Origin of the sequence: Actinomadura sp. SCN-SB (assembly GCF_043906805.1) — a bacterium.
GTDB lineage: Bacteria > Actinomycetota > Actinomycetes > Streptosporangiales > Streptosporangiaceae > Spirillospora.
Genome location: NZ_JBIMPP010000013.1, coordinates 82,964 through 104,583, shown reverse-complemented (window position 1 = coordinate 104,583; position 21,620 = coordinate 82,964). Strand labels below are relative to the sequence as shown.

Below are 21,620 nucleotides of genomic sequence, written 5' to 3'. Positions count from 1 at the left end.
GGGAGCGCCGACGTTCAGTGCTCGTGGACGATGACGCCGCGGATGTTCTTGCCTTCCTCCAGGTCCCGGTAGGCGTCGTTGACCTGGTCGAGCCGGTACCTGCGGGTGATCAGCTCGTTGAGCTTGAGGTCGCCGGCCCGGTAGAGGCCGAGCAGTTTCGGGACGTCGTACAGCGGGTTGCAGTCGCCGAACAGGGCGCCGCGCACCTGCCGCTGGTAGCTGATGAGCAGGCCGGCGCGCATGTGGACGGCCGTCTCGGTGGCCTTGCCGACGGCGGTGATGGTGACCTTGCCGCCCTTGCCGGTCATCAGCACGGCCGCCTCGACGATCTCCTGGGTGACCACGCCGGGGGTGCAGATGACGTGGTCGGCCAGCTGCCCCCAGGTGGTCTCGACGACGAAGTCGTGCGCCTCGCTCGCCGTGGCGAAGGCGTGCGTGGCCCCGAACGTCTTGGCCATGTCCCGCTTGAACGCGACGGGGTCCACGACCACCACGTTCTTGGCGCCCGCGTACCGCGCGCCCTGCACGGCGTTGCTGCCCACGCCGCCCGCACCGAAGATCACCACGGTGTCGCCGGCGCGGACGCCGGCCGCGTACACCGCGGAGCCCCAGCCGGTCGGCACGCCGCACCCGACGAGCGCGCCGATCTCGAACGGGATGTCGTCGGGCAGCGGGATGCACGCCCATTCGGACACCACCGCGTACTGCGAGAACGTGCCCAGGGTGCAGAACCCGCCCAGGTCCTCGCCATCCAGGTGGAACCGGAACGTGCCGTCGAGGAACATGCCGGTGCCCGCGTTCAGGCCCTTGACGCACATGTTCTGATGCCCGGTCGAGCAGGGCCGGCACGCGCCGCACGCGGGGATGTAGGAGCAGACGATGCGGTCGCCCGGCTTCACCCGCCGCACGTGCGGGCCGACGGACTCCACGACACCGGCGCCCTCGTGCCCGCCGACGACCGGCAGCCGCACCCGGGCGTCGCCCTTGGTGATGTGATGGTCGGAGTGGCACAGCCCCGACGCGTGGAACCTGACCCGCACCTCGTGTTCCTTGGGCGGGTCGAGCCGGAGGTCGGCCAGCTCCCAGCCGAGGTGCGGCTCGCGGGCGATGGCGGCGTGGGTGGTGAGCGTGCTCATCGCGTCCTCCCTGCTCGTAGTAGCGCAGTGCTCATGGCGCTCCGACCTTCATGGACGCCGTGTGCGGCAGGACCTCGGCGCCGATCAGCGCGATGTGGTCCAGATCGTGGATGTCGTAGATGTGCAGGTAGACGGTGTCCGCGCCGAGAGCGGCCAGGGCCGCGATACGCTCGGTGACCAGCTCGGGGGAGCCGATCGCCGCGTGCCTCCGCATGAAGTCCGAGCCGATGATCTCCGCCCGCCGGTCCACCTCGTCCTCGGTGGTCCCGCAGGCGACCGGCACCACCGAGGACCGGCGCGCCTCGGCGGGGTCGCGGCCGATCGCCTCGCAGGCCCGGGAGAAGCGCTCGTGCCGCTCCCGTACCGCGTCGTCGTCGCCCAGCGCCGTGTTGAACTCGTCGGCGTAGCGGGCGGCCAGCGCGGGGGTGCGCTTGGGTCCCGACCCTCCGATCAGGATCGGGGGGTGCGGCGACTGCGTGGGACGGGGCGGCGCGTGGTTGTTCTTCACCTGCCAGTGGACGCCGTCGAAGGAGAAGCCCGCCGTGTCGTCCTCCGGGACGGTCCACAGCCCCTTGATGATGGCCAGTTGCTCCTCGAACCGGTCGAACCGCTCGCGGGCCGTCGGGGGGAACGGGATGCCGAACGCCTCGTGCTCGCGCTCGTACCAGCCGGTGCCCAGGCCCAGCTCGACCCGCCCGCCGCTCATCTCGTCCGCGGACGCGACGATGTTGGCGAGCAGGCCCGGGTGGCGGAACGTGGCCGCGCCCATCAGCGCGCCGAGCCGCACCCGCCGGGTGTCCCTGGCCAGCCCGCCGATCGTCGTCCAGCAGTCGGTCGGGCGGAACGCGCGATCCTCGGGGTCCACGCCGAACAGGTGGTCGGAGCGGAAGAACGCGTCGAACCCGGCCTCCTCGACGGCCAGGGCGAGCGCGAGGATCTCGTCGTACCGGGCCCCGTGCCGGGGCTCCATCAGGACACGGAGCCGGACCCCCGTGGTGGCCCCGGCCTCGCGGGCCTCCCCCGCGCCGTTGTCGTCAGAGCGCGGTGCCACGAAGCGACACCGCCTTCACGCGCGTGTACTCCTTGACCGCGTCCGCGCTCATGGTCCGGCCGAAGCCGCTGCGCTTGTAGCCGCCGAACGGCGCGCCGATCACACCGGGCCCGAGCGCCGCGTTCACCGCCACCTGGCCCGCCTGGATGCCCCGCGACATCCGCACCGCGCGCCCGACGTCCCGCGTCCACACGGAGGCGACCAGCCCGTACTCGGTGCCGTTGGCCACCTCCAGCGCCTCGGTCTCGCCGTCGAACGGGATCACCGCGAGGACCGGGCCGAAGATCTCCTCCTGGGCGATCCGCATGTCCGGCCGCACCTGGTCGAACAGCGTGGCCTCCACGAAGTAGCCGCGCTCGAACTCCTCGCCGGACGGCACGCCGCCGCCCAGCACCAGCTCGGCGCCCTCCTCCTGGCCCAGCCGCACGTAGCCCATCACGCGGTCGTGCTGCTTGGCGTTGATCAGCGGGCCCATCTGCACCGGCTGATGCCACGGCCCCACCTTGACCTGCCTCATCCGCTCGGCCAGCCGGCGCACGACCTCCTGGTGGACGCTCCGGTCCACCACGACGCGGGACCCGGCGGCGCACACCTGGCCGGTGTTCAGCGTGATGCCCGCGACGATCGCGGGGATCGCGGCGTCCAGGTCGGCGTCGTCGAAGACGACCTGCGGGGACTTGCCGCCCAGCTCCAGGTGCAGCGGGGTGAGGTTCTTGGCGCACGCCTCCATCACCGCCTGGCCGGTCTGCGGCGAGCCGGTGAAGCTCATCCGGTGGACGCCGGGGTGCGCGGGGATGGCGGCGCCGGCCTCGGGCCCGTACCCGGTGACGACGTTGACGACCCCGGCCGGGATGCCGGCCTCCATCGCCAGCTTGGCCAGCGCCAGCGGGGCCAGCGGCGCGTCCTCCGCGGGCTTGATCACGATGGTGTTGCCGGCCGCGATGGCCGCGCCGACGTCGTTGGAGAACATCGCCGCGGGCGCGTTCCACGGGATGACGCTGCCGACCACGCCGTACGGCTCGCGCAGCGTCAGCCCGATCACGTCCGGCGAGTGCGTCGGCATCGAGGTGCCGAGCACCTTGTCGGCCTGCCCGGCGATGAACGTCAGGATCCTGATCGGCGCGATCGGGCCCCAGTGCGGCCTGCCGACGTCCTGCGACTCCAACCGGTCCAGCTCGGTCTCATGCTCCTGGATGAGCCGCACCCATTTCATGATGAGCTCGGCCCGCGCGGTGGCGCTGGTGTCGCGCCACGCGGGGAACGCGGCCGTGGCCGCGCGCACGGCGTCGTCCACGTCCTCCGCGGTGCCCCGCGGCACCTGCGCCAGCGTCTCCCCGGTCGCCGGGTTGATCACCTCGATGGTCTCACCGCTCCTGGCGGGAACCCACTCGCCGCCGATCAGATGGGCGTTGTCCACCCGCAGCGCGTCCTTCGCCGCATCGGATAGCACGGTCGTCATGCCTGCTCCCTAGGCCCTCAATGCTCGTGTCATTCCTGGGGCGATCCCCCAGACGTTCCGGACGGCCCCGCTCGTGCCCGTGCCATCCCTGGGGGCGATCCCCCAGACCCCCCGAACGGCTCCGCCGTCAGTGCCCGTGCCATCTCTGGGGGCGGTCCCCCAGACCCCCCGAACGGCTCCGCCGTCAGTGGTCATGGATGATCACGCCGCGGACGTTCTTGCCGTCCAGCATGTCCTGGTAGCCCTGGTTGACCTCGTCCAGCCGGTAGCGGCGGGTGATCAGCTCGTCGAGCTTGAGGTCGCCCGAGCGGTACAGGCCCAGCAGGCGGGGCACGTCGTGCAGCGGGCGGCACCCGCCGTAGATGGCGCCCTGCACCCGGCGCTGGTAGCCGATCAGCATGCCGGGGTGGACGTCCAGCGTGCCGCCGCCGACCGCGGTGATGGTCACCTGGCCGCTCTTGCCGACCACGTTGAGCGCGTTGTGGATCACCTCGTCGTGCAGCACCCCGACCGTGATGATCGCGTGGTCGGCCAGCTCGCCCCAGGTGGTCTCGACGACGAAGTCGTGCGCCTTGGCGGCGTCGGCGAAGGTGTGGGTGGCGCCGAACACCTCGGCCATCTCCCGCTTGAACGGGACGGGGTCCACCACGATCACGTTCTTGGCCCCGGCGAACCGGGCGCCCTGCACCGCGTTGCTGCCCACTCCCCCGGCGCCGTAGATCACCACCGTGTCGCCCGGCCGGACGCCCGCGGCGTACACCGCCGAGCCCCAGCCGGTCGGCACCCCGCAGGCCACCAGCGCGGCCACGTCGAACGGAATGTCATCGGGAATCCTGATGGCGGAGAATTCGGAGACGACCGCGTACTGGGAGAACGTTCCAAGAACGCACAGCCCGCCCAGGTCCTCGCCGTCGAGATGGAAGCGGAACGTGCCGTCGGGGAACATTCCGGTGCCCGCGTTCAATCCGGCGTCGCACAGATTCTGCCGTCCGGTCGAGCAGTAACGGCACGAGCCGCAGGCCGGAATGAAGGAGCAGGTGACATGATCACCGACCGCGACCCTGGTCACCCCTTCGCCGACCGCGTCCACGATGCCGGCACCCTCGTGACCACCCACGACGGGCATCCGCATGGGCGCGTCGCCCTTCTGGATATGGTCGTCGGAATGGCATAGCCCGGCCGCCATGAATTTGATGCGGATCTCGTTGGCCTTCGGCTCGTCCAGCTCGACGTCGGCGATCTCCCACGGCCTGCCGGGCGCCCGGCAGATCGCGGCTCGGGTGATCATTCCCATTGGAGCCTCGTTCCATTGTTCCGGTCGCCGGCCAGTTCGCCGTCCTCACCATGACTATGCAGAGCGGGCGACCACGGGATCGATATCTCTTTCATGACACGGAAGCCGCGGGGGGCGGCGCGGCGTCGCCGGCCTTCCCGTCGAGCGGGAAATGGCAGGCGACCTGCCGCCGGGTGCCGACCTCACGCAGCGGCGGCGTCTCGGTGGCGCACCGGTCCTGCGCGAACGGGCAGCGGGTGCGGAACCGGCAGCCGCTGGGCGGGTCGATCGGCGACGGCGGCTCGCCGGGCGGCGGCGCCGGGCGGCGCACCTTCCCGGTGGCCGGGTCGAGCCCGGGAATGGAGTTGAGCAGCGCCGAGGTGTAGGGGTGCAGGGGCTTGTGGTACAGGTCCTCGGACGGGCCGATCTCGGCGATCTGCCCGAGGTGCATCACCGCCACCCGGTCGCTGACCTGCTTGACCAGCGCCATGTCGTGCGAGATGAACAGGTACGACAGGCCCAGCTCCGAGCGCAGCCGCTCGAACAGGTTGAGCACCTGCGCCTGGATCAGCACGTCCAGCGAGGCCACCGGCTCGTCGCAGACGACCAGCGCCGGGTTCAGCGCGATGGCGCGGGCGATGGCGACGCGCTGGCACTGCCCGCCCGACAGCTCGTGCGGGCGCCGCCTGCCGTACACCGACGGGTCGAGGCCGACCAGGTCGAGCAGTTCGGCGACCCGCCGGCGGCGCTTCTCCGCCGGCTTGACGCCGTACCCGACCAGCGGTTCCTCGACCAGCTCGGTGACGCGCCACTTGGGGTTCAGGGAGCCGAACGGGTCCTGGTAGACCATCTGGACGTGCCGCCGCGCCCGGGTGAGGGCCTTGCGGCGCAACCGCATCAGGTCCGTGCCGAGCAGGTGCACCTCGCCCGATTTCGGGCGCGGCTCCTGGATGATGGACCGAGCCAGCGTGGACTTGCCCGAGCCCGTCTCGCCGACGATGCCCAGGGTCTCCCCACTGGCGATGTCGAACGACACGTTCGACACCGCGTGCACCACGGCTCCCTTGACGCCGCCGGGGCCGCGTACGGCGAACTCCTGGACGACGTCGCGCACCTCCAGCAGCGGCTCACCGGGGGCGCGCGGCTCCATCCGCTCAAGGTCCGCGGGAGCCTTGGCGTCGTCCCTCTCCTTCGAGACGCCCTTGGAGACGTTCACGGGGGCGGTCATCGGCCTGCTCCGTCCTCGCTCGTGTCATTTCTGGGGGCGGTCCCCCAGACCCCCCGAACGGCTCCGCCGCCAGAGTTGGTGTCATTCCTGGGGGCGGTCCCCCAGACCCCCCGAACGGCTCCGCCGCCAGAGTTGGTGGTCACCGACGCCGGGACGGCCTCCGCGGTGTTCCAGCACGCCCACCAGTGGTCGGGCTCGTGCTCCTGGAACGGCGGCGCCTCGGCGCACCTGTCGGTCGCCAGATCGCAGCGCGGCCGGAACGGGCAGCCCTCCGGCAGCGCGGCCGGGTCCGGCGGCTGGCCGGAGATCACCGGCAGCTCCCCGTGCGGCGGGCGGTCCAGCAGCGGGATGGCGCCGAGCAGCGCCCGCGTGTACGGCATCCGCACGTCGGCGAACAGCAGCTCGGCGGAGGCGTACTCGACCGCGCGGCCCGCGTACATCACCACCACGCGCTGCGCGTAGCTGGCCGCCAGGCCCAGGTCGTGGCTGATCAGGACGATCGCCATGCCGAGCCGCTCGCGCAGGTCCAGCAGCAGCTCCATGATCTGCGCCTGGGTGGTCACGTCCAGCGCGGTGGTGGCCTCGTCGGCGATCAGCAGCCGGGGCTCACCGGCCAGCGCGATCGCGATCACCACCCGCTGCCGCATGCCGCCGGACATCTGGTGCGGGTACTCGTGGAAGCGGCGCTCGGCCGCCGGGAGGTGCACCAGCTTGAGCAGCTCGATCGCGCGCTTCTTCGCCGCGTCCCGGTCCAGGTCCGAGTGCTGGCGGATCGCCTCGGTGATCTGCGTGCCGATCTTCATGGTCGGGTTCAGCGAGCGCGCGGGGTCCTGGAACACCATCGCGATCTCCGACCCGCGGTAGCGCCGGATGGCCTGCTCCGGCAGTCCGACCAGCTCGTCGCCGTCGAACCGCACCGATCCGGAGATCCGCGCGGACGGCGGCAGCAGCCCCATCAGCGTGCGGGACGCGACGGTCTTGCCCGACCCCGACTCACCGATGATCGCGAGGATCTCGCCCTCGTCCAGCGTGTACGACAGCCCGTTCACGGCGTGCACCAGGCGGGCGCCCTGGGTGAAGGTGACCCGCAGGTCCCGCACCTCCAGCAGTCGCCGGCCGGTGGCGGGGACGGCGTCTGGGGCGGAGCTCATGGGCGACTCCCTCGGTTCATCGGGAACTCCATCGCGAGCGCAGGGCGTCGCCCAGCAGGTTGAAGGCCAGCACGGTGACGAAGAGCATCAGGCTGGGCCAGATCACCAGCATCGGCGTCGCCGACAGGCTCGCCTGGCCTTCGGAGATCATGTTCCCCCAGCTCGGCGCGGGCGGCGCGATGCCCAGGCCGAGGAAGCTCAGCGCCCCCTCGATCACGATGATCAGTCCCATGCCGAGGATGCTGAACGTGAGGAGCTGCGGCGCCACGTTCGGCGCGATGTGTCGCAGCAGCATCCGCCGGGTGGGCGTGCCGCACAGCTTCGCCGCCGCCATGAACGGCTGCTCGCACAGGCTGAGCGTGGCGGCCCGCGCGATGCGGGCCATCGCGGGGATGCTGAAGAACCCCAGCGCCAGGATCGTGTTGATCCGGCTCGGGCCGAGGCTCTGCGCCACCGCCAGGATCAGCACCAGGGAGGGGAACGCGATGAGCACGTCGAACACGCGCATGATCAGCATGTCGGTGGTGCCGCCGAAGTAGGCCGACAGCGCGCCGAACGAGCCGCCGATCGCCATGCCGATCACGTTCACCGCGATCGCCACGGTCAGCGAGTTGCGCCCGCCGTACAGGATGCGCGCCAGGATGTCGTTGCCGTTGGGGTCGGTGCCGAGCAGGTGCCCTGCGGAGAAGGACGGCAGGTAGGCGTCCACGATGTTGCCGCCGGTCGGCTGCGGGATCGGCAGCACCAGCGGCCCCAGGAAGCAGGCCAGGGCCACCAGCGCGACCAGCCCGGCGGGGACGATGACGCCCAGCCGCTGCGCCCAGGCGCGCCGCGGCGCCTCCGCGGCCGGCGCGGTGACGGCCGGCGCGGTCTCAGCGATCGCCATAGCGGATCCTCGGGTCGAGAACGGTCTGGAGCAGGTCGGCCGCGAGGTTCCCGAGCACGGTCACCACCGCGAAGAACACGACCACACCCTGGATGAGCACGATGTCGCGGGAGTTGATGGCCGACAGCAGCAGCTGCCCGGTCCCGGGCAGCGCGAAGATCTGCTCGATGATCACGGTGACGCCGATCAGCGTGCCCATGTTCAGCCCGACCAGCGCGATCAGGCCGTAGGAGGAGTTGCGCAGGGCGTGCCGCACCAGGACCTGCCAGGGGTTGACGCCCTTGGCCCGTGCGGTGACGACGTAGTCCTGGCCCTGCATCTGGTCCACCAGGTCGGCGCGCAGGAAGCGGGTGTAGACGCACATGAGCGGGAAGCCGAGCGCGACGGACGGCAGGACCAGCGAGCCGAGGTTGCGCCCGACGCTCTCCGTCAGCGGCACGAACCCGATGGCCGGAAGCACCCCGAGCGTGACGGAGAACACCAGCACCAGCAGCAGGGCGAGCACATAGTTGGCCATCGACAGGCCGGTCACGTTGACGACGGTGACCAGCCGGTCGAACGGGCCGCCGGGCCTGCGCGCCGCGACCAGCGCCAGCGGCACCGCGCACGCCAGCGCGCCGGCCAGCGTCAGCGTGACCAGCTCACCGGTCACCGCCACCCGGTCGATGATCTGCGTGGCCACCGGCTGCCGGTTGATCAGGGACGTGCCCAGGTCGCCCTGGACCGCGCCGCCGAGCCAGTCCAGATACCTCTCGTGGGCCGGGCGGTCGAGCCCCATCTGGATCTCCATCGCCCGGATCTGGTCCGGGGTGGCCTCCGGGCCCAGCAGCGCCTGGGCCGGGTTGCCGGGGATCAGGTTGATCACCCAGAAGGTCAGGATGGTGACCCCCAGCATGATGGGGATCGCGAGCAGGAGCCTCTTGACCACCAGCCGTACGGCGGGCGACCGGGGTATCCGGGCCCAGATGCCCCGGTCGCCCGTCCGCCGCTTGGCGACGACCGCCGTCACTGCGCCTCCCGCCCGGTCGCCCGGTGCGTCGCCGGCACGGTCACTTGGCCCTCCAGACCTCGTCCCAGAGGATGCCGGAGTTGACGACCAGCGGCGGGATCTTGGTGGTGAGACCCGGGCCGTACACGCCCTTGACCGCCAGGTTGGCCGGGGCGAAGGCGAGGCCGAACGGCGCGTACGCCTTGTCGCTGATGTACTTGCCGGCGTCGGCGTACAGCTTGTCCCGCGTGGCCGGGTCGACCTCGGCCGCCGCCTGGTTCAGCATCTGGTCCAGCTTCGGGTCCTTGACGCCGGTGAACGGCGAGGTGGAGGCGAACCGGAACGCGACGCCGACGCCCGCGGCCGGATCCCACGCCCCGGCGGTCTGCAGCATCGCCTGCCACTTGCCGCTGTTGAACGCCTCGACCAGCCGGTTCAGCTGGTAGTCCTCGATCTTGACGTTGATGCCGGCCTGCCGCCACTGGGTCTGCAGCGCGATGTTCACCTGCCGCGCGACGTAGTCGCCGAGTGTGCCCAGCGTGACGTTGATGCCGCCGACCTCCTGCACGAGCCGCTTGGCCTCGTTCAGGTTGTAGGTGCGGTAGCCGGGCACGCCCTCCTTGTGGTGGAAGAGCCCGCCGGGCGCGGTGAAGGTCTGGCTCACCGGGAACTTGTCCTTGAACACGCCCCGCGCGATCGCCTGGAAGTCCGTCGCGTAGTAGATCGCCTGCCGCGCCTTCTCGTTGTCGAACGGCGCGATCTGGGTGTTGAGCTGGATGACGTACGGCGAGGTGGGCGGCTGCACCGTCACGGTGAGCTTGTCGTTCTTGGTCGCCTGGTCCAGCAGCGGGGTGGTGGTCATCCCCTCGAACGCGTCCGCCTGGCCGGCCAGCAGCGCCTGGTAGGCGGCCTGGTCCCCGCCGATCGACTTGAAGGTCAGCCGGTCGAGGTAGGGAAGGCCCTTCTTGAAGTAGTTGGGGTTGCGCTCCAGCACCAGCTCCGAGCTGAGCCGGTTGGACACGACCTTGAACGGTCCCGCGCCGACCGGGTTGACGCGGAACTTGGCCTCGCCCATTTGCTTCAGCGCGGCCGGCGAGGCGATCCAGTTGACGTTGGCGATCGGGATGTTGTTGATCGCCGACGCGGTGGGCTGGGTGAAGCGCAGCACCACGGTGTCGTTGCCCTCGGTGCTGATGCCGTTCTTGGCAAGCTGCCAGATCGGCCGGCAGGTGCAGGTGGACTTCATGTTGCGGTCGATGTTGAACCGCACCGCCTCGGCGTCGAACGGGGTGCCGTCGGTGAACGTGATGCCCTGCCGGATCTTGATCTTGAGGGTCTTGCCCCCGTCCAGGATCTGGTAGCTCTCGGCCTGGTGGGGCACCACCTTCGCGCCGGTGCCGTCCGGGTTGGCGGAGATGACGAACAGCCCGCCGTAGATCGCCGCCATCTGGGCGATGTTGGCCCCGCCCGTGGTGTTGGTGGCGGGGTCGAGCCCCGACGGCCAGCTGCCGTCGAAGGAGGCGTCCTTGAGGACCGTGATCTGGCCGCCCCGCTGTGGGGGTCCGGCGGACGGGGAGCCCTCGGTGGAGGCTCCCTGCTGGCTGCACGCGGTGGCGGCGAGCACCACCGCCAGGAGTCCAGCCATCAGCTGGATCTTTCTTCTCACCTGCGTCCTCCTGCTTCAGTGACCGAGACGCAATGACCGTTGTCGGTTCCGCGGAGGGCCCGGGCGGAGGGCCGGGGACCTCGGAGATGGAGCCCGCCCACCCCCCAATGTGGCCTGGCTCACTGATGCGCTTAGGGCGAGGTCACCACACGCCCCCTGGCCGGCATAGCGGCCTTTCGTGGGACGGAAGACAAGCGCCCGGCCGCCACCCGGGCGGCGGCCTCGGTTTCCGTGACGCGAAACCCCCGTCGCGTCCGGCCGCGGGAGCGGGACAGGGTGGGGACGGCCGGCCGGTTCGCACCCGCGCCGCGCGCCCCGAGCCGCCGCCCGAGTTCCACCCCCGAAGAAAGGCCGCCTGCCATGGGAGACACCGTCCGCGCCGCCGTCCAGGTGGGCCCGGGAAAGATCGAGATACGCGAGTTCCCCCGTCCCACGATCGGAGCGGACGACGGGCTGCTGCGCGTCGAGGCCAACGGCATCTGCGGCAGCGACGTCGAGATCTACCGGGGCCATCTGGGCCGTGACCGCACCAAGCCGACGATCCCCGGGCACGAGCCGCTGGGCATCATCGAGGAGATCGGCGACGAGGCCGCGGCGCGGTGGGGCGTGCAGCCGGGCGACCGGGTGGCGCTGGAGGTCATCGTGCCGTGCCACTACTGCCAGCACTGCCTCACCGGCCGCTACCAGTCCTGTCCCAACCGCAGGGCCGGGCACGGCGTGAGCCCCATCGACCTGGAGCCGGCGCTGTGGGGCGGGTTCGCCGAGTACCTGTACCTGTCGCCCGGCACGGTCGTCCACAAGATCGACAAGAATCTGCCGGCCGAGGTCGCGGCCATGTACAACCCGCTCGGCGCGGGGGTGCGCTGGGCGGCGCACCTCGGCGGCGTCGGCCTCGGCGACACCGTGCTGGTGCTGGGCACCGGGCAGCGCGGCCTGGCCTGCGTCGTCGCGGCGCGCGCCGCCGGCGCCGGGACGATCATCGTCACCGGGCTGGAGGCGGACGCGCACAAGCTGGCGCTGGCCCGCGAGTTCGGCGCCGACCACACGATCACGGTGGACGGCGACGGCGCGGAGGACACCGTCGAGCGGGTCCGCGAGATCACCGACGGCGCGATGGCCGACGTCGTCCTGGAGCTGACCCCGATGGCCGAGCAGCCGGTGACCGACGCGCTGCTGGCCGCCCGGCACGGCGGCCGGGTGGTGCTGGCCGGGCTCAAGGGCGGCAAGGAGATCCCGCTGCGCACCGACCTCATCATCAACCGGGCGCTGAACGTGGTCGGCGCGTTCGGGGTGGACGCCCGCGCCAACGAGGAGGCGATCGCGATCATCGAGTCCGGCCGGTTCCCGCTGGAGCGGATGCACACCCACACCTTCGGGCTGGACGACTGCGCGCGGGCCATCGAGACGCTGGCCGGCGAGGTGCCCGGCGAGGAGGCGATCCACGTCTCCGTCCACCCCAACGGCTGACCGGAGGCCCCGAATGCTCGTCGACGCGCACGCCCACCTGCTGCCCCGCGACTACCCGGCGGACGCCCCCGAGTGCTTCCCGAGGATGGAGCCGATCGACGGGGACACCGCGCGCACGCTGCTGTTCGGCGCCGTGCGGTTCAAAGCGCGGGACGTGTTCTTCGAGGCCGAGCGCAGGATCGAGGAGATGGCCGCGTCCGGGGTGGACGTCGAGGTGCTGACGCCCATGCCGCCGCTGCTGCGCTACGACCTGCCGCTGCCGGACGCGCTGTCGCTGGCCCGGCACATCAACGAGGCCACCGCCGCCCTGTGCTCGGCCGACCCGTCCAAGCTGATCGGGTTCGGGCTGGTGCCGATGCAGGACCCGGAGGCGGCGGCCAAGGAGCTGACCGCGATCCGCGAGACGGGGCTGCGCGGCGTCGAGATCGCCTCCAACGTGAACGGCGCGTCCATCGGCGACGAACGGTTCCTGCCGTTCTTCGAGGAGGCCGAGCGGCTCGACCTGCCGATCTTCGTGCACGCGCTGCCGACCCCGACCGACCGGCTGCCCAGGGCCGCGATGGGCACCTACGTGGTGGGCCTGGAGGGCGCGCTGGCCGCCGCGTCGCTGATCATCGGCGGCACGGCGGCCCGATGCCCGAACCTGCGGATCTCGTTCAGCCACGCGGCGGGCGGCTTCCCGCTGATGGTGCCGCGCGCCCAGTACTTCTGGGGCGGCACGTGGAACGAGGAGCCGCCCGTCAAGGAGCGCGCCGTCATGCCGGACGACGGCCCGTCACCGCTGGAGTACGCGCGCCGGTTCTACTACGACTCGATGGTGTTCGACAGGCGGGCGCTGCGGTACATCATCGACCTGCTCGGGCACGACCGGATCCTGGTGGGCTCGGACTTCCCCGCGATGCCGCGCGAGGAGCCCGCCGGCCGCTCGCTCCGCACCATGGACCTTCCCGACGCCGTACTGGAGGACATCACCTGGCACAACGCCTTCCGCTTCCTGGGCGTGGAGCCGCCGGCCTGAGAGCCGGCGCGCCCGCCGGACGGGCTCACCGCCCGTTCCCGCGCGTCCTGACCCGCTCTTTTTCCGGTGCGTCCCCCGGCACGGCGGGACGCACCGCGGGGGTCATGCACATCAGCGACACCATGAGGGCCAGGAAGACGGCCATGACCGCGCGCAGCCCGGCCGACTCGGCGGCCAGGCCGATCACCGGCGGGCCGACCAGGAAGCCGACATAGCCGACCGTCGAGACGGCGGCGATCGAGGCGCCCGGCTTGTCCGGGAAGCGCCCGGCGGTGTGGCTGAAGGTCACCGGGATGATGGCCGCCAGCCCCAGCCCGATCAGGATGTAGCCGGCCAGGCCCGTCCAGGCCCAGGGCAGGGTGACGGCGAGGGCGGCGCCGGACGCGGCGACCAGGGCGCACCCGCGCAGGAACCGGTCGGGACGCATCTGCGCGCGGATCCGGTCGGCCGCCAGCCGGCCCGTCACCATCCCCGCGGAGAAGACCGCGACGCCCGCCGCCGCCGTGAAGTGCGTGACGTGGGCGACGTCGTGCAGGTACACCGACCCCCAGTCGTTCATCAGCCCCTCGGCCATCAGCGCGCAGAAGGCGATGGCGCCGGGCGCCCACAGTCCGCGCACGGGCAGCGCGATCTGCCGGTCCGCGGACCGGCCCGAGGGCGGGTCGGGCGGCAGGAGCCTCGCGGCGACCAGGCACACCGCCAGCAGCACGACCGTGGCCGCCAGGAAGTGCAGGTGGACGTCCACCCCCATGTGCGCGGCCAGGCCGCCGATCCCCGCGCCGGTGACACCGCCCAGGCTGAACATGGCGTGGAAGCCGCCCATGAGGGGACGCTGGAACGCCCGCTCGGCCAGGGCGCCCTGCGTGTTCATGACGACGTCGAGGGCGCTGTTGCCGATCGCGAACAGCGCCAGCATCGCGGTGAGGTAGACGAGCTGGGGCGCCATCGCCACCAGCGGCAGCGCCCCGAGGTACAGCACGGCACCGGCCAGCACCCGCCTGCTCCCGAACCGCGCGACCAGCGCGCCCGCCAGCGGCAGGCCCACGACGGCGCCCACGGCCAGGCCGGTCAGCGCCACCGACAGGTCACCGGGCGACAGGCCGAGGCCGTCCCGCACCGCGGGGACGCGGGCCGCCCAGGTGGAGAACGCGGCGCCGTTGGCGAAGAAGACGGCGCCGACGGAGGCCCGCACCGACCTCTTGCCGGACGGGGACGGGACGGCGCCCGTCCCGGGGGGTTGGTCGCCGGTCGCGCCGTCGTCCGCGGTGCGCGCGCCGCCGTCGGCCCTGCGTTCGAGCATGGTGTACCCCTGGTGATCGAGTCTCGGAATGGATCCGGAGCCGCCCCGAGGGCCGGGTCCGCCCGGCAGGATCCGGATCCTGCCGGGCGGCGTCGGAGCCCGCTCAGCAAGTCCTGGTCCGGGCCCGCCGGGCGGGGTGTCGAGCGCGCGGCGCTCAGGTCTGCTCGACGGCCTCGCGGCGGAAGGCGACCGTCGCGGTCGGGAGCTCGGGGAAGGGGCCGAGCGCGCCGGCGAGGGACTCCAGGCCCTGCGCCAGCGTGACGGCGGGCCGGTAGCCGATGCCGCGGAGCTTGGAGATGTCGGCCACCAGGCGGAAGCTGTCCTCCATCTGGGAGGTGTCGGCCTTCAGCCGGGCCGGGCGGCCGGTGGCGGTGGCGACGGCGTCCGCGAGCTGGCGCATGGACGTCTCCGTCCCGCTGCCGATGTTGTACGCCTCGCCCGGCACCCCGTTCTCGGCCATGGCGATGAGCGCGGCGCAGACGTCGGAGACGTGCACGAAGTCGCGGGTCTTGCGGTCGATGTCGCCGACGACCGGGATCGGCAGGTCGTTGAGCTGCCAGCGCATGAACTGGGAGACCTCGCCGCCGGCGGTGCGCGGGTCCTCGCCGGGCCCGTAGATGACGAAGCAGCGGCCCATCACCACGGACAGGCCGACGGCCTCGTGCAGGCTGCGCAGGGTCAGCTCGCCGGAGAACTTCGAGGCCCCGTACGGCAGGAACGGGCGGGTCGGGTGCTCCTCGTCGATGGGGTAGCGCTGCGGCGTTCCGTACACGATGGCGGAGGACATGTAGACCAGCCGCCGCACGCCCATCTCGACGCAGGCGTTGCCGACATGGCACGTTCCAAGTCCGTTGATCTGGAAGTCGAACCTGGGGTACTGGACCGAGCGCGTCCCGCTGGCGTTGCCCGCCAGGTGGAAGACGGTGTCGACGCCGCGCAGCGCGAGCAGCGTCTCCCCGTAGTCGCGCAGGTCGGCCCGCCGGTACGAGACGCCGGGCAGGGCGGCCAGCTCGGGCGAGGGCTCGTCCAGGTCGACGACGACCACCTTCTTGCCCTGGCCGGCCAGCGCCGAGACCAGATGGCCGCCGACGAAGCCCGACCCTCCGGTGACGGCGACGGTGTCGTTCCGGGCGGCGTCCGGCGATGTTGTGTCCATGATGAGACTCCTGGTCTGTGCGCCCGTTTCAGGGCGCACGGGGGTACGAAGACAGGATTGGGAGAAGACGGGACCCTCGTCGATCGGCGGCCGCTCTTCGGGACGGCCGCGCGCGCCGGGCCCTGACGGGCCCGGGCGGCCCGTCTCAGCTGCGCAGTGCGGCGACCCCGCGGTGCACCGCGCCGATCATGTGTTCCACCTGCGCGTCGGTCAGGTGGTCATAGATGGGGAGCTGGATCTGGTGCTCGAAGTAGGTCCGCTCGGCGACCGGGCACTCGCCGTAGCGGTGTCCCAGGGACCGGAACTCGGGCAGCAGGTGGATCGGGAAGTACCGGACGACGATCTCGATGCCCTCCTCTTCCTGCAGGTGTTTGATGAAGTCGTCCTTGGGCGCGCCGACGGTCTCGGGATCGTAGAACAGCGTGTACAGGTGGTAGACGTGGCGGGCGTAGGGCTTCTCGTTCTGGACGCGGATGCCCGGGACGTCCCGGATCCCCTCGTCCAGCCGGTGGGCGATCTCGCGGCGGCGCCCGTTGAGCCGGTCCAGCTTGCCGAGCTGGACGATGCCCAGCGCGGCGCTCAGCTCGCTCATCCGGAAGTTGTTGCCGACCAGGTAGCGCCCGTCCACGTAGTCGTGGGTGTAGGACCGCAGCACGTGCGCGTCGCGGTAGTACGCGGGCTGCCGGTACGGGCCGATGGCGGGCTCCTCGCGCTCGCGCATCGGGCCCCACACGTGGATGGTGCCCAGCGCGCGGGCCATCTCGGCGTACCGGTCGTCACGGGTGACGAACGCCCCGCCCTCGCCGGTGGTCATGTTCTTGAGCGAGTGGAAGCTGAAGCAGCCGATGTCGCCGATGGTGCCCAGCGCCCTGCCCTTGTAGGTGCCGCCGGCGACATGGGCGCAGTCCTCGACCACGGTCAGCCCGTGCCGCCTGGCGATCTCCATCACCGGGTCCATGTCGACGGCCTGGCCGCCGTAGTGGACAACCCAGATCGACTTGGTGCGCTCGGTCACCAGCGGCTCGATCGTGGCGGGGTCGATGTTCAGGCTGTCGGGGTCGATGTCGGCGAACTTGATCACGCAGCCGCGGGCCTGGAGCGGCCAGGTGGTCACCCAGAACGTCTGCGGCGTGGTGATCACCTCGTCGCCCGGCTGGAGCTCCAGCACCTGCGCGGCCAGGAACAGCGCCGTGGTGCAGGAACTGGTGGCCTGGACATGGCGGGCGCCCAGGAAGTCGCCCAGCCGCGCCTCGAACTCCTTGCCGCAGGGACCCATCGCCAGGGTGTCCTGGGTCAGCGCCTGGGTCACGGCCTTGATCTCCTCGTCGCCCGGCCTGTTGGAGATCCCGCTGTAGGGGACCACGTAGGTCATGCCGGCACTCCTCTCCCTTGATCTGACAGCTGTAATCCAGTGCGCGATATGGGTGTCGCGGGTCGAATGCGCAGCCGCGTGAACCCCGAGGGCGCGCCCGCCCAACGCGACCGGCGCCGGACCTGTGAAGGCAAATCCAATCTGTAGTTACGGCCGCGGCCGAGATCATTCATTCCCGGCCCCGACCACTCCCGCACCTCGATGTTAAGAGGACTGTCATGTCTACCGGTATCGATCGCGGGGAAGAAAATAGTAACCCCGGTCCCGCGGTCGGCGCCACTCATCCAGGACACCGTAAAGAAACGATGTTCCGGAGGTCGCCGATCGAATGCGTTCGACGTTCTTCCCCGGTGAGGGCGCGATATTACCGGCCACACCCCCATACCAGGACATGTCAGGCAAGATCAGGAAATGTCACCAGCCGGTCCAATCGCGGGATATCACCGCTGACGTCCTCCCATGTCCTGCGAAGACTTGACCGGCGGGCGCGGTTCCCACCCCCGCCCGGGTGAGCACGGTCTCACCCCGAGACACCATGAGCCGGAACGGCAATAGCCCCTGGAAATGTCGGCAACGACACCGTCAGAAAAGCGTCTGCCGAGCAAAACAATGGCCATTTATCGATCAGCTACCGGGCCCGATGAAAGGGACGGCGAAGGGGCATTGCGTTCCCTTGGAAACCGCCTGTTAATCTGGGCTCATGACCCGTCCAAGGACGGCCTTGGTGACCGGCGCCTCGCGCGGCCTCGGCGCCGCGGTCTCGGCCGCGCTCGCCCGCGACGGACTGAACGTCGCGCTGAATTACCGGCGTGACAGCGCCGCCGCCACGTCCCTGCGCGAGCGCGTCACCGCCGCCGGCGGACGCGCCGAGCTCTTCCGCGCCGACATCACCGACGAGGACGACGTCGGCCGCCTGTGCGACAGCGTGCGGGAGACCTTCGGCGCGATCGACGTCCTGGTGCTCAACGCCACCGGGCCGCAGCCGGATATCCCCGTCGAGGAACTGCGCTGGGCGGACGTTCTCGCCCAGCTGGAGTTCTTTGTCAAGAGCCCGCTCCTGCTCGTCCGGAAGGTCGTGCCCGGAATGAAGGAGCGCGGCTACGGCCGCATCGTCCACATCGGGTCCGACGTGGTCCATCTCGGCCCGCCGAAATCCAGCGCCTACGTCGCGGCGAAGTCGGCCCAGCTCGGGCTCGCCCACAGCTGGGCGCGCGAATTCGGCCCGCACGGCATCACCGTCAACTTCGTCGCGCCGGGGTGGATCCCCACCGACCGGCACCATGGCATCCCCGCCTCGCTGATGGAGGAGTACGCCCGCGACGTCCCGCTGGGGCGCCTGGGCTCCCCCTCCGACATCGGCGAGGCGGTGGCGTTCCTGGCCTCCGACCGCGCCGCGTTCATCACCGGCCAGACCCTCACCGTCAACGGCGGCACGACCCTCTCGTGATCCGCTTCTCAGCCCGCCACCTCCAGCACGACCTTCGTCCAGCCGGGCTCGCGGCGGTCGAACGCCTCGTAGGCCCGCATGACGTCGGACATCGGCTCCTCCTGGGCGACCACGGTGGTGGGGTCGGCGCGGCCCGCGGCGATCCTGCTGAGCAGCCCGGGGACGTACCGGCGGTGATTGCAGTTGCCCGACTTGATCGTGAGGTTGCGCTGCATCGCCTTGCCCATCGGGAACGACTCGAAGGAGGGCGGGTAGACGCCGACGATCCCGATCGTCCCGGCCTTGGCGACCGCGTCCACCGCCCAGCGCAGCGCCTGGCTCGGAGCGTCGCCCGGCTTCCACTGCCCGTCACGGGGGTTGGTCTCGGGCGCCACCTGCCTCACCTCCTCGGCGAACCTCCTGGTGGCCGGGTCGTCGTCGGCGGGCGCCGCCGGACCGGCCTCCGCGGTCTCGGCGTCCACCCCCACGGCCTCGATCACCCGGTCGGGGCCGATGCCGCCGGTCAGCTCACGGGCGGCGGCGACCGGGTCCTCGATGTTGACGTCGATGGTCTCGGCGTTCTGCAGCCGCGCGTCCTCCAGCCGGTCGGCGTTGCCGTCCGCGATCAGGACGCGCCCGGCGCCCTGGATCCGGGCCGACAGCGCGGCCAGCTGCCCGACCGGCCCCGCGCCCATCACCATCACCACGTCACCGGGCGCCACCTCGGCCAGCCGCGCGCCGAACCAGGCGGTCGGGAAGATGTCGCTGACCATCAGGGCCTGCTCGTCGGTGACCCCCGGAGGGATCGGCACCAGATTGGTATGCGCGTACGGGATGCGCGCGTACTCCGCCTGTAGCCCATCGAAAGGCCCGGTCTGCTCGGGGCCGCCGTAGAAGGACGTCCCCGCGGCCGGGCCGTTGGGGTTGGCCACGTCGCACTGCGCGTAGTAGCCGGCCCGGCAGTAGACACAGCGGCCGCACGCGATCGTGGAGCAGACCACCACCCGGTCGCCCACCGCGAAGTTGCGGACCTGCGGGCCCATCTGCTCGATCACGCCGACCGCCTCGTGGCCGAGGATCGTGCCGGGCCGCATCCCCGGCACCGTGCCCCGGACGACGTGCAGGTCCGTCCCGCAGATCGCGCTCGCCGTGATCCGCACGATGGCGTCCGCGTCGTCCTCGATCCGCGGGTCCGGCACGTCCTCCATCGCGATGTCCCCGACACCGCGCCACACCACAGCCTTCATGACCCCATCCCCCAAGCGTTGGTCGATCGCGATCGCAGTGCTTTGTTCGCGTTCGTGCCCGTAAGAAGGGGTCTGACACTTATGTACGAATCGGCGGGCCGCGGGTCAGTAGCCGAGATCGCGGCGCCGCAGGCCCAGATAGCCGCCCGCCAGCGACGCCGCCAGCACGGCCGCCGTGACGGCCAGGGGCGTGGCGGTGAGGCTCTCCAAGGGCAGCTCGGGGGTGTGGGCGAAGGGCGAGACGGCCTCGGTCCAGCCGGGAAGGTCGATCGCGTCGGAGAACATCGCGATGAACGCGCAGTACGCGAACACCGCCCAGGCCACGGCGGCGGCGGCCCTGGGCAGCCAGCCCAGGCCCAGCACGGCGAGGCCGACGAGCAGCCAGACCGCCGGGACGTGGACGAGCGAGGCCCCCACCAGCCGCGGGATCTGCCCGGGGTCGGAGGCGGCCAGCGCGTAGGCCACGCCCATGCCGAGCCCGGACACCACCAGCAGCGCCAGCGCCCCCGCCAGCGTCACCACCAGGTGCCCCGAGAGCCACGACAGCCTGCTGACCTTGGTCGCGAGGATCGGCTCGGCACGTCCCGAGGTCTCCTCGGCCCGCAGCCGCATCGCGCTCACCACGCCGTAGGCCGCGGCGAGCAGGGCCACCGCCACGAAGCTGAAGGCGAAGAAGGAGTCGATCAGATTCGCCCGCCCGCCGAGGAAGTCGGCGAACTCCGGGTTGTCCTGCGCGAACTCGGTGACGGTGTCGCCGATCGACCCGAAGCCCACACCCAGCAGCAGAAGCCCGGCCGTCCATCCCGCGAGCGTTCCGCGCTGCAGCCGCCAGGCCAGCCCGAGCGGGGACCCCAGCGACCTGGGTGCGGCGGCCCGCCCGTCCCGCTGCGCCACCAGCCCGGCGCCGAAGTCGCGCCGGTCGAGCAGCGCGAACCCGGCCGCCGCCAGCAGCGCCGCCCCGGCCAGCGGGAACAGCAGGGGCCACCACCGGTTCTCGACGTAGGGGAACGTGCGCTGCCCCCACCCGATCGGGGACGCCCACGACACCGCCCCGCCACCGGCGTCACCGATGGCGCGCAGCGCGAACGCCGCCCCGAGGACGAGGGCGACGGAGCCGTAGGCCGCCCGCACGCCCTGGAACACCTGCATCGCCGCCGTCGCCAGTCCCGCGAAGAACAGGCCGACCACGGCCACGGCGGCGCCGAGGACCAGCGATCCGCCCGCGGGCAGGCCGGTGCCGATCCCGGCCAGGACGACCAGCAGCCCGATCCCGAGGTCGGCGATCGCCGCCAGGCACAGCGCGGCGGTCGCCTGGGCGCGCCGCCCCACCCGCGCCGAGCGGATCAGCTCGGCCCGTCCCGTCTCCTCCTCGGTACGGGTGTGCCGCCCGACCAGGAACATGTTCATCAGCGCCACGATGATCGACAGGAACGCGAAGATCTCGAAGACCACCTCGCCGCCGATGGTCTCCAGCAGTTCGGGCGGCCCGCTCATCGCGACGACCGCCGCGTTGGCGCCCAGTGTCTCCCGCAGGTTCGCCAGGTCCTGCGGCGTGTCGTAGACGCTCTGGCTGCCCACCGACTGGTACGCGAACAGGAACGTGCCGCCGAGCAGCCACCACGGCAGCAGGAACCGCTCACGGCGCAGCAGGAACCGCAGCATCGCGCCGGTCCCCGCGAACGTACCCGGAACCCTGTGGTCGTCGTGCGCCACGGCGGGCCGCTCGGTGGTGCTCATGGTTTCCTCGTGGTTGCCGCGTCCCCTGGAAAGTGCGATCAACACCACGGTAGCCCTTG

Annotated in this window: 17 protein-coding genes; 3 read left to right on the top strand and 14 right to left on the bottom strand. The window is 71.5% G+C overall.

What is annotated here, in order from left to right:
- Window positions 1–14: 14 nt before the first annotated feature.
- The 9 genes from ACGWYJ_RS11520 to ACGWYJ_RS11480 all read right to left on the bottom strand — a co-directional run bounded on the left by ACGWYJ_RS11520 (window position 15) and on the right by ACGWYJ_RS11480 (window position 10,838).
- Window positions 15–1,136: an NDMA-dependent alcohol dehydrogenase gene (locus ACGWYJ_RS11520; RefSeq protein WP_395105881.1), complete on the bottom strand. Its 1,122-nt coding sequence runs from the start codon at window positions 1,134–1,136 to the stop codon at window positions 15–17.
- Window positions 1,137–1,167: 31 nt separating this feature from the next.
- The gene (locus tag ACGWYJ_RS11515; protein WP_395105880.1) at window positions 1,168–2,187 is read right to left on the bottom strand and encodes an LLM class F420-dependent oxidoreductase; all 1,020 of its coding nucleotides are present in this window, start codon (window positions 2,185–2,187) and stop codon (window positions 1,168–1,170) included.
- Window positions 2,171–3,646, bottom strand: coding sequence for an aldehyde dehydrogenase family protein (locus ACGWYJ_RS11510; protein ID WP_395105879.1), 1,476 nt, complete (start codon window positions 3,644–3,646; stop codon window positions 2,171–2,173). Before ACGWYJ_RS11510 ends, ACGWYJ_RS11515 begins: the two co-directional genes overlap by 17 nt.
- Before the next feature lie 184 nt (window positions 3,647–3,830).
- A complete protein-coding gene (locus tag ACGWYJ_RS11505) occupies window positions 3,831–4,940 on the bottom strand; it encodes an NDMA-dependent alcohol dehydrogenase (protein ID WP_395105878.1) in 1,110 nt (369 codons plus the stop codon).
- A 91-nt stretch (window positions 4,941–5,031) separates the two neighbouring features.
- Window positions 5,032–6,147 carry an ABC transporter ATP-binding protein gene (locus ACGWYJ_RS11500; RefSeq protein ID WP_395105877.1) on the bottom strand — a complete coding sequence of 372 codons (1,116 nt, stop codon included), beginning with the start codon at window positions 6,145–6,147 and terminating at the stop codon, window positions 5,032–5,034.
- Window positions 6,144–7,298, bottom strand: coding sequence for an ABC transporter ATP-binding protein (locus ACGWYJ_RS11495; protein WP_395105876.1), 1,155 nt, complete (start codon window positions 7,296–7,298; stop codon window positions 6,144–6,146). Before ACGWYJ_RS11495 ends, ACGWYJ_RS11500 begins: the two co-directional genes overlap by 4 nt.
- A 16-nt stretch (window positions 7,299–7,314) precedes the next feature.
- Window positions 7,315–8,184, bottom strand: coding sequence for an ABC transporter permease (locus ACGWYJ_RS11490; RefSeq protein WP_395105875.1), 870 nt, complete (start codon window positions 8,182–8,184; stop codon window positions 7,315–7,317).
- Window positions 8,171–9,193, bottom strand: a complete 1,023-nt coding sequence (locus ACGWYJ_RS11485; protein ID WP_395105874.1) for an ABC transporter permease — start codon at window positions 9,191–9,193, stop codon at window positions 8,171–8,173. Before ACGWYJ_RS11485 ends, ACGWYJ_RS11490 begins: the two co-directional genes overlap by 14 nt.
- A gap of 40 nt (window positions 9,194–9,233) precedes the next feature.
- Entirely contained in the window at window positions 9,234–10,838 is a 1,605-nt protein-coding gene (locus ACGWYJ_RS11480; protein ID WP_395105873.1) for an ABC transporter substrate-binding protein, read from the bottom strand.
- 360 nt (window positions 10,839–11,198) lie between these two features.
- Between ACGWYJ_RS11480 and ACGWYJ_RS11475 the strand changes: the two genes are divergently transcribed.
- Window positions 11,199–12,305, top strand: coding sequence for a zinc-binding dehydrogenase (locus ACGWYJ_RS11475; protein WP_395105872.1), 1,107 nt, complete (start codon window positions 11,199–11,201; stop codon window positions 12,303–12,305).
- Between the two features lie 13 nt (window positions 12,306–12,318).
- Window positions 12,319–13,323, top strand: a complete 1,005-nt coding sequence (locus tag ACGWYJ_RS11470) for an amidohydrolase family protein (protein WP_395105871.1) — start codon at window positions 12,319–12,321, stop codon at window positions 13,321–13,323.
- A gap of 25 nt (window positions 13,324–13,348) precedes the next feature.
- Here ACGWYJ_RS11470 and ACGWYJ_RS11465 read toward each other — a convergent pair whose 3' ends face one another.
- From ACGWYJ_RS11465 to ACGWYJ_RS11455, 3 genes are all read right to left on the bottom strand, one after another.
- The gene (locus ACGWYJ_RS11465; RefSeq protein ID WP_395105870.1) at window positions 13,349–14,623 is read right to left on the bottom strand and encodes an MFS transporter; all 1,275 of its coding nucleotides are present in this window, start codon (window positions 14,621–14,623) and stop codon (window positions 13,349–13,351) included.
- A 154-nt stretch (window positions 14,624–14,777) separates the two neighbouring features.
- On the bottom strand, window positions 14,778–15,779 hold the full coding sequence (locus tag ACGWYJ_RS11460; RefSeq protein WP_395105869.1) for an NAD-dependent epimerase/dehydratase family protein: 1,002 nt from the start codon (window positions 15,777–15,779) through the stop codon (window positions 14,778–14,780).
- Between the two features lie 145 nt (window positions 15,780–15,924).
- Window positions 15,925–17,151, bottom strand: a complete 1,227-nt coding sequence (locus ACGWYJ_RS11455) for a DegT/DnrJ/EryC1/StrS family aminotransferase (RefSeq protein ID WP_395105868.1) — start codon at window positions 17,149–17,151, stop codon at window positions 15,925–15,927.
- A gap of 700 nt (window positions 17,152–17,851) precedes the next feature.
- Here ACGWYJ_RS11455 and ACGWYJ_RS11450 point away from each other — a divergent pair.
- The gene (locus ACGWYJ_RS11450) at window positions 17,852–18,598 is read left to right on the top strand and encodes an SDR family NAD(P)-dependent oxidoreductase (RefSeq protein WP_395105867.1); all 747 of its coding nucleotides are present in this window, start codon (window positions 17,852–17,854) and stop codon (window positions 18,596–18,598) included.
- A gap of 8 nt (window positions 18,599–18,606) precedes the next feature.
- Here the strand turns inward: ACGWYJ_RS11450 and ACGWYJ_RS11445 are convergent, their stop codons facing one another.
- Together ACGWYJ_RS11445 and ACGWYJ_RS11440 are read right to left on the bottom strand one after the other, a co-directional pair.
- Window positions 18,607–19,824, bottom strand: coding sequence for a zinc-dependent alcohol dehydrogenase (locus tag ACGWYJ_RS11445; RefSeq protein ID WP_395105866.1), 1,218 nt, complete (start codon window positions 19,822–19,824; stop codon window positions 18,607–18,609).
- A gap of 105 nt (window positions 19,825–19,929) precedes the next feature.
- Window positions 19,930–21,561, bottom strand: a complete 1,632-nt coding sequence (locus ACGWYJ_RS11440; RefSeq protein WP_395105865.1) for an ABC transporter permease — start codon at window positions 21,559–21,561, stop codon at window positions 19,930–19,932.
- Window positions 21,562–21,620: the final 59 nt, after the last annotated feature.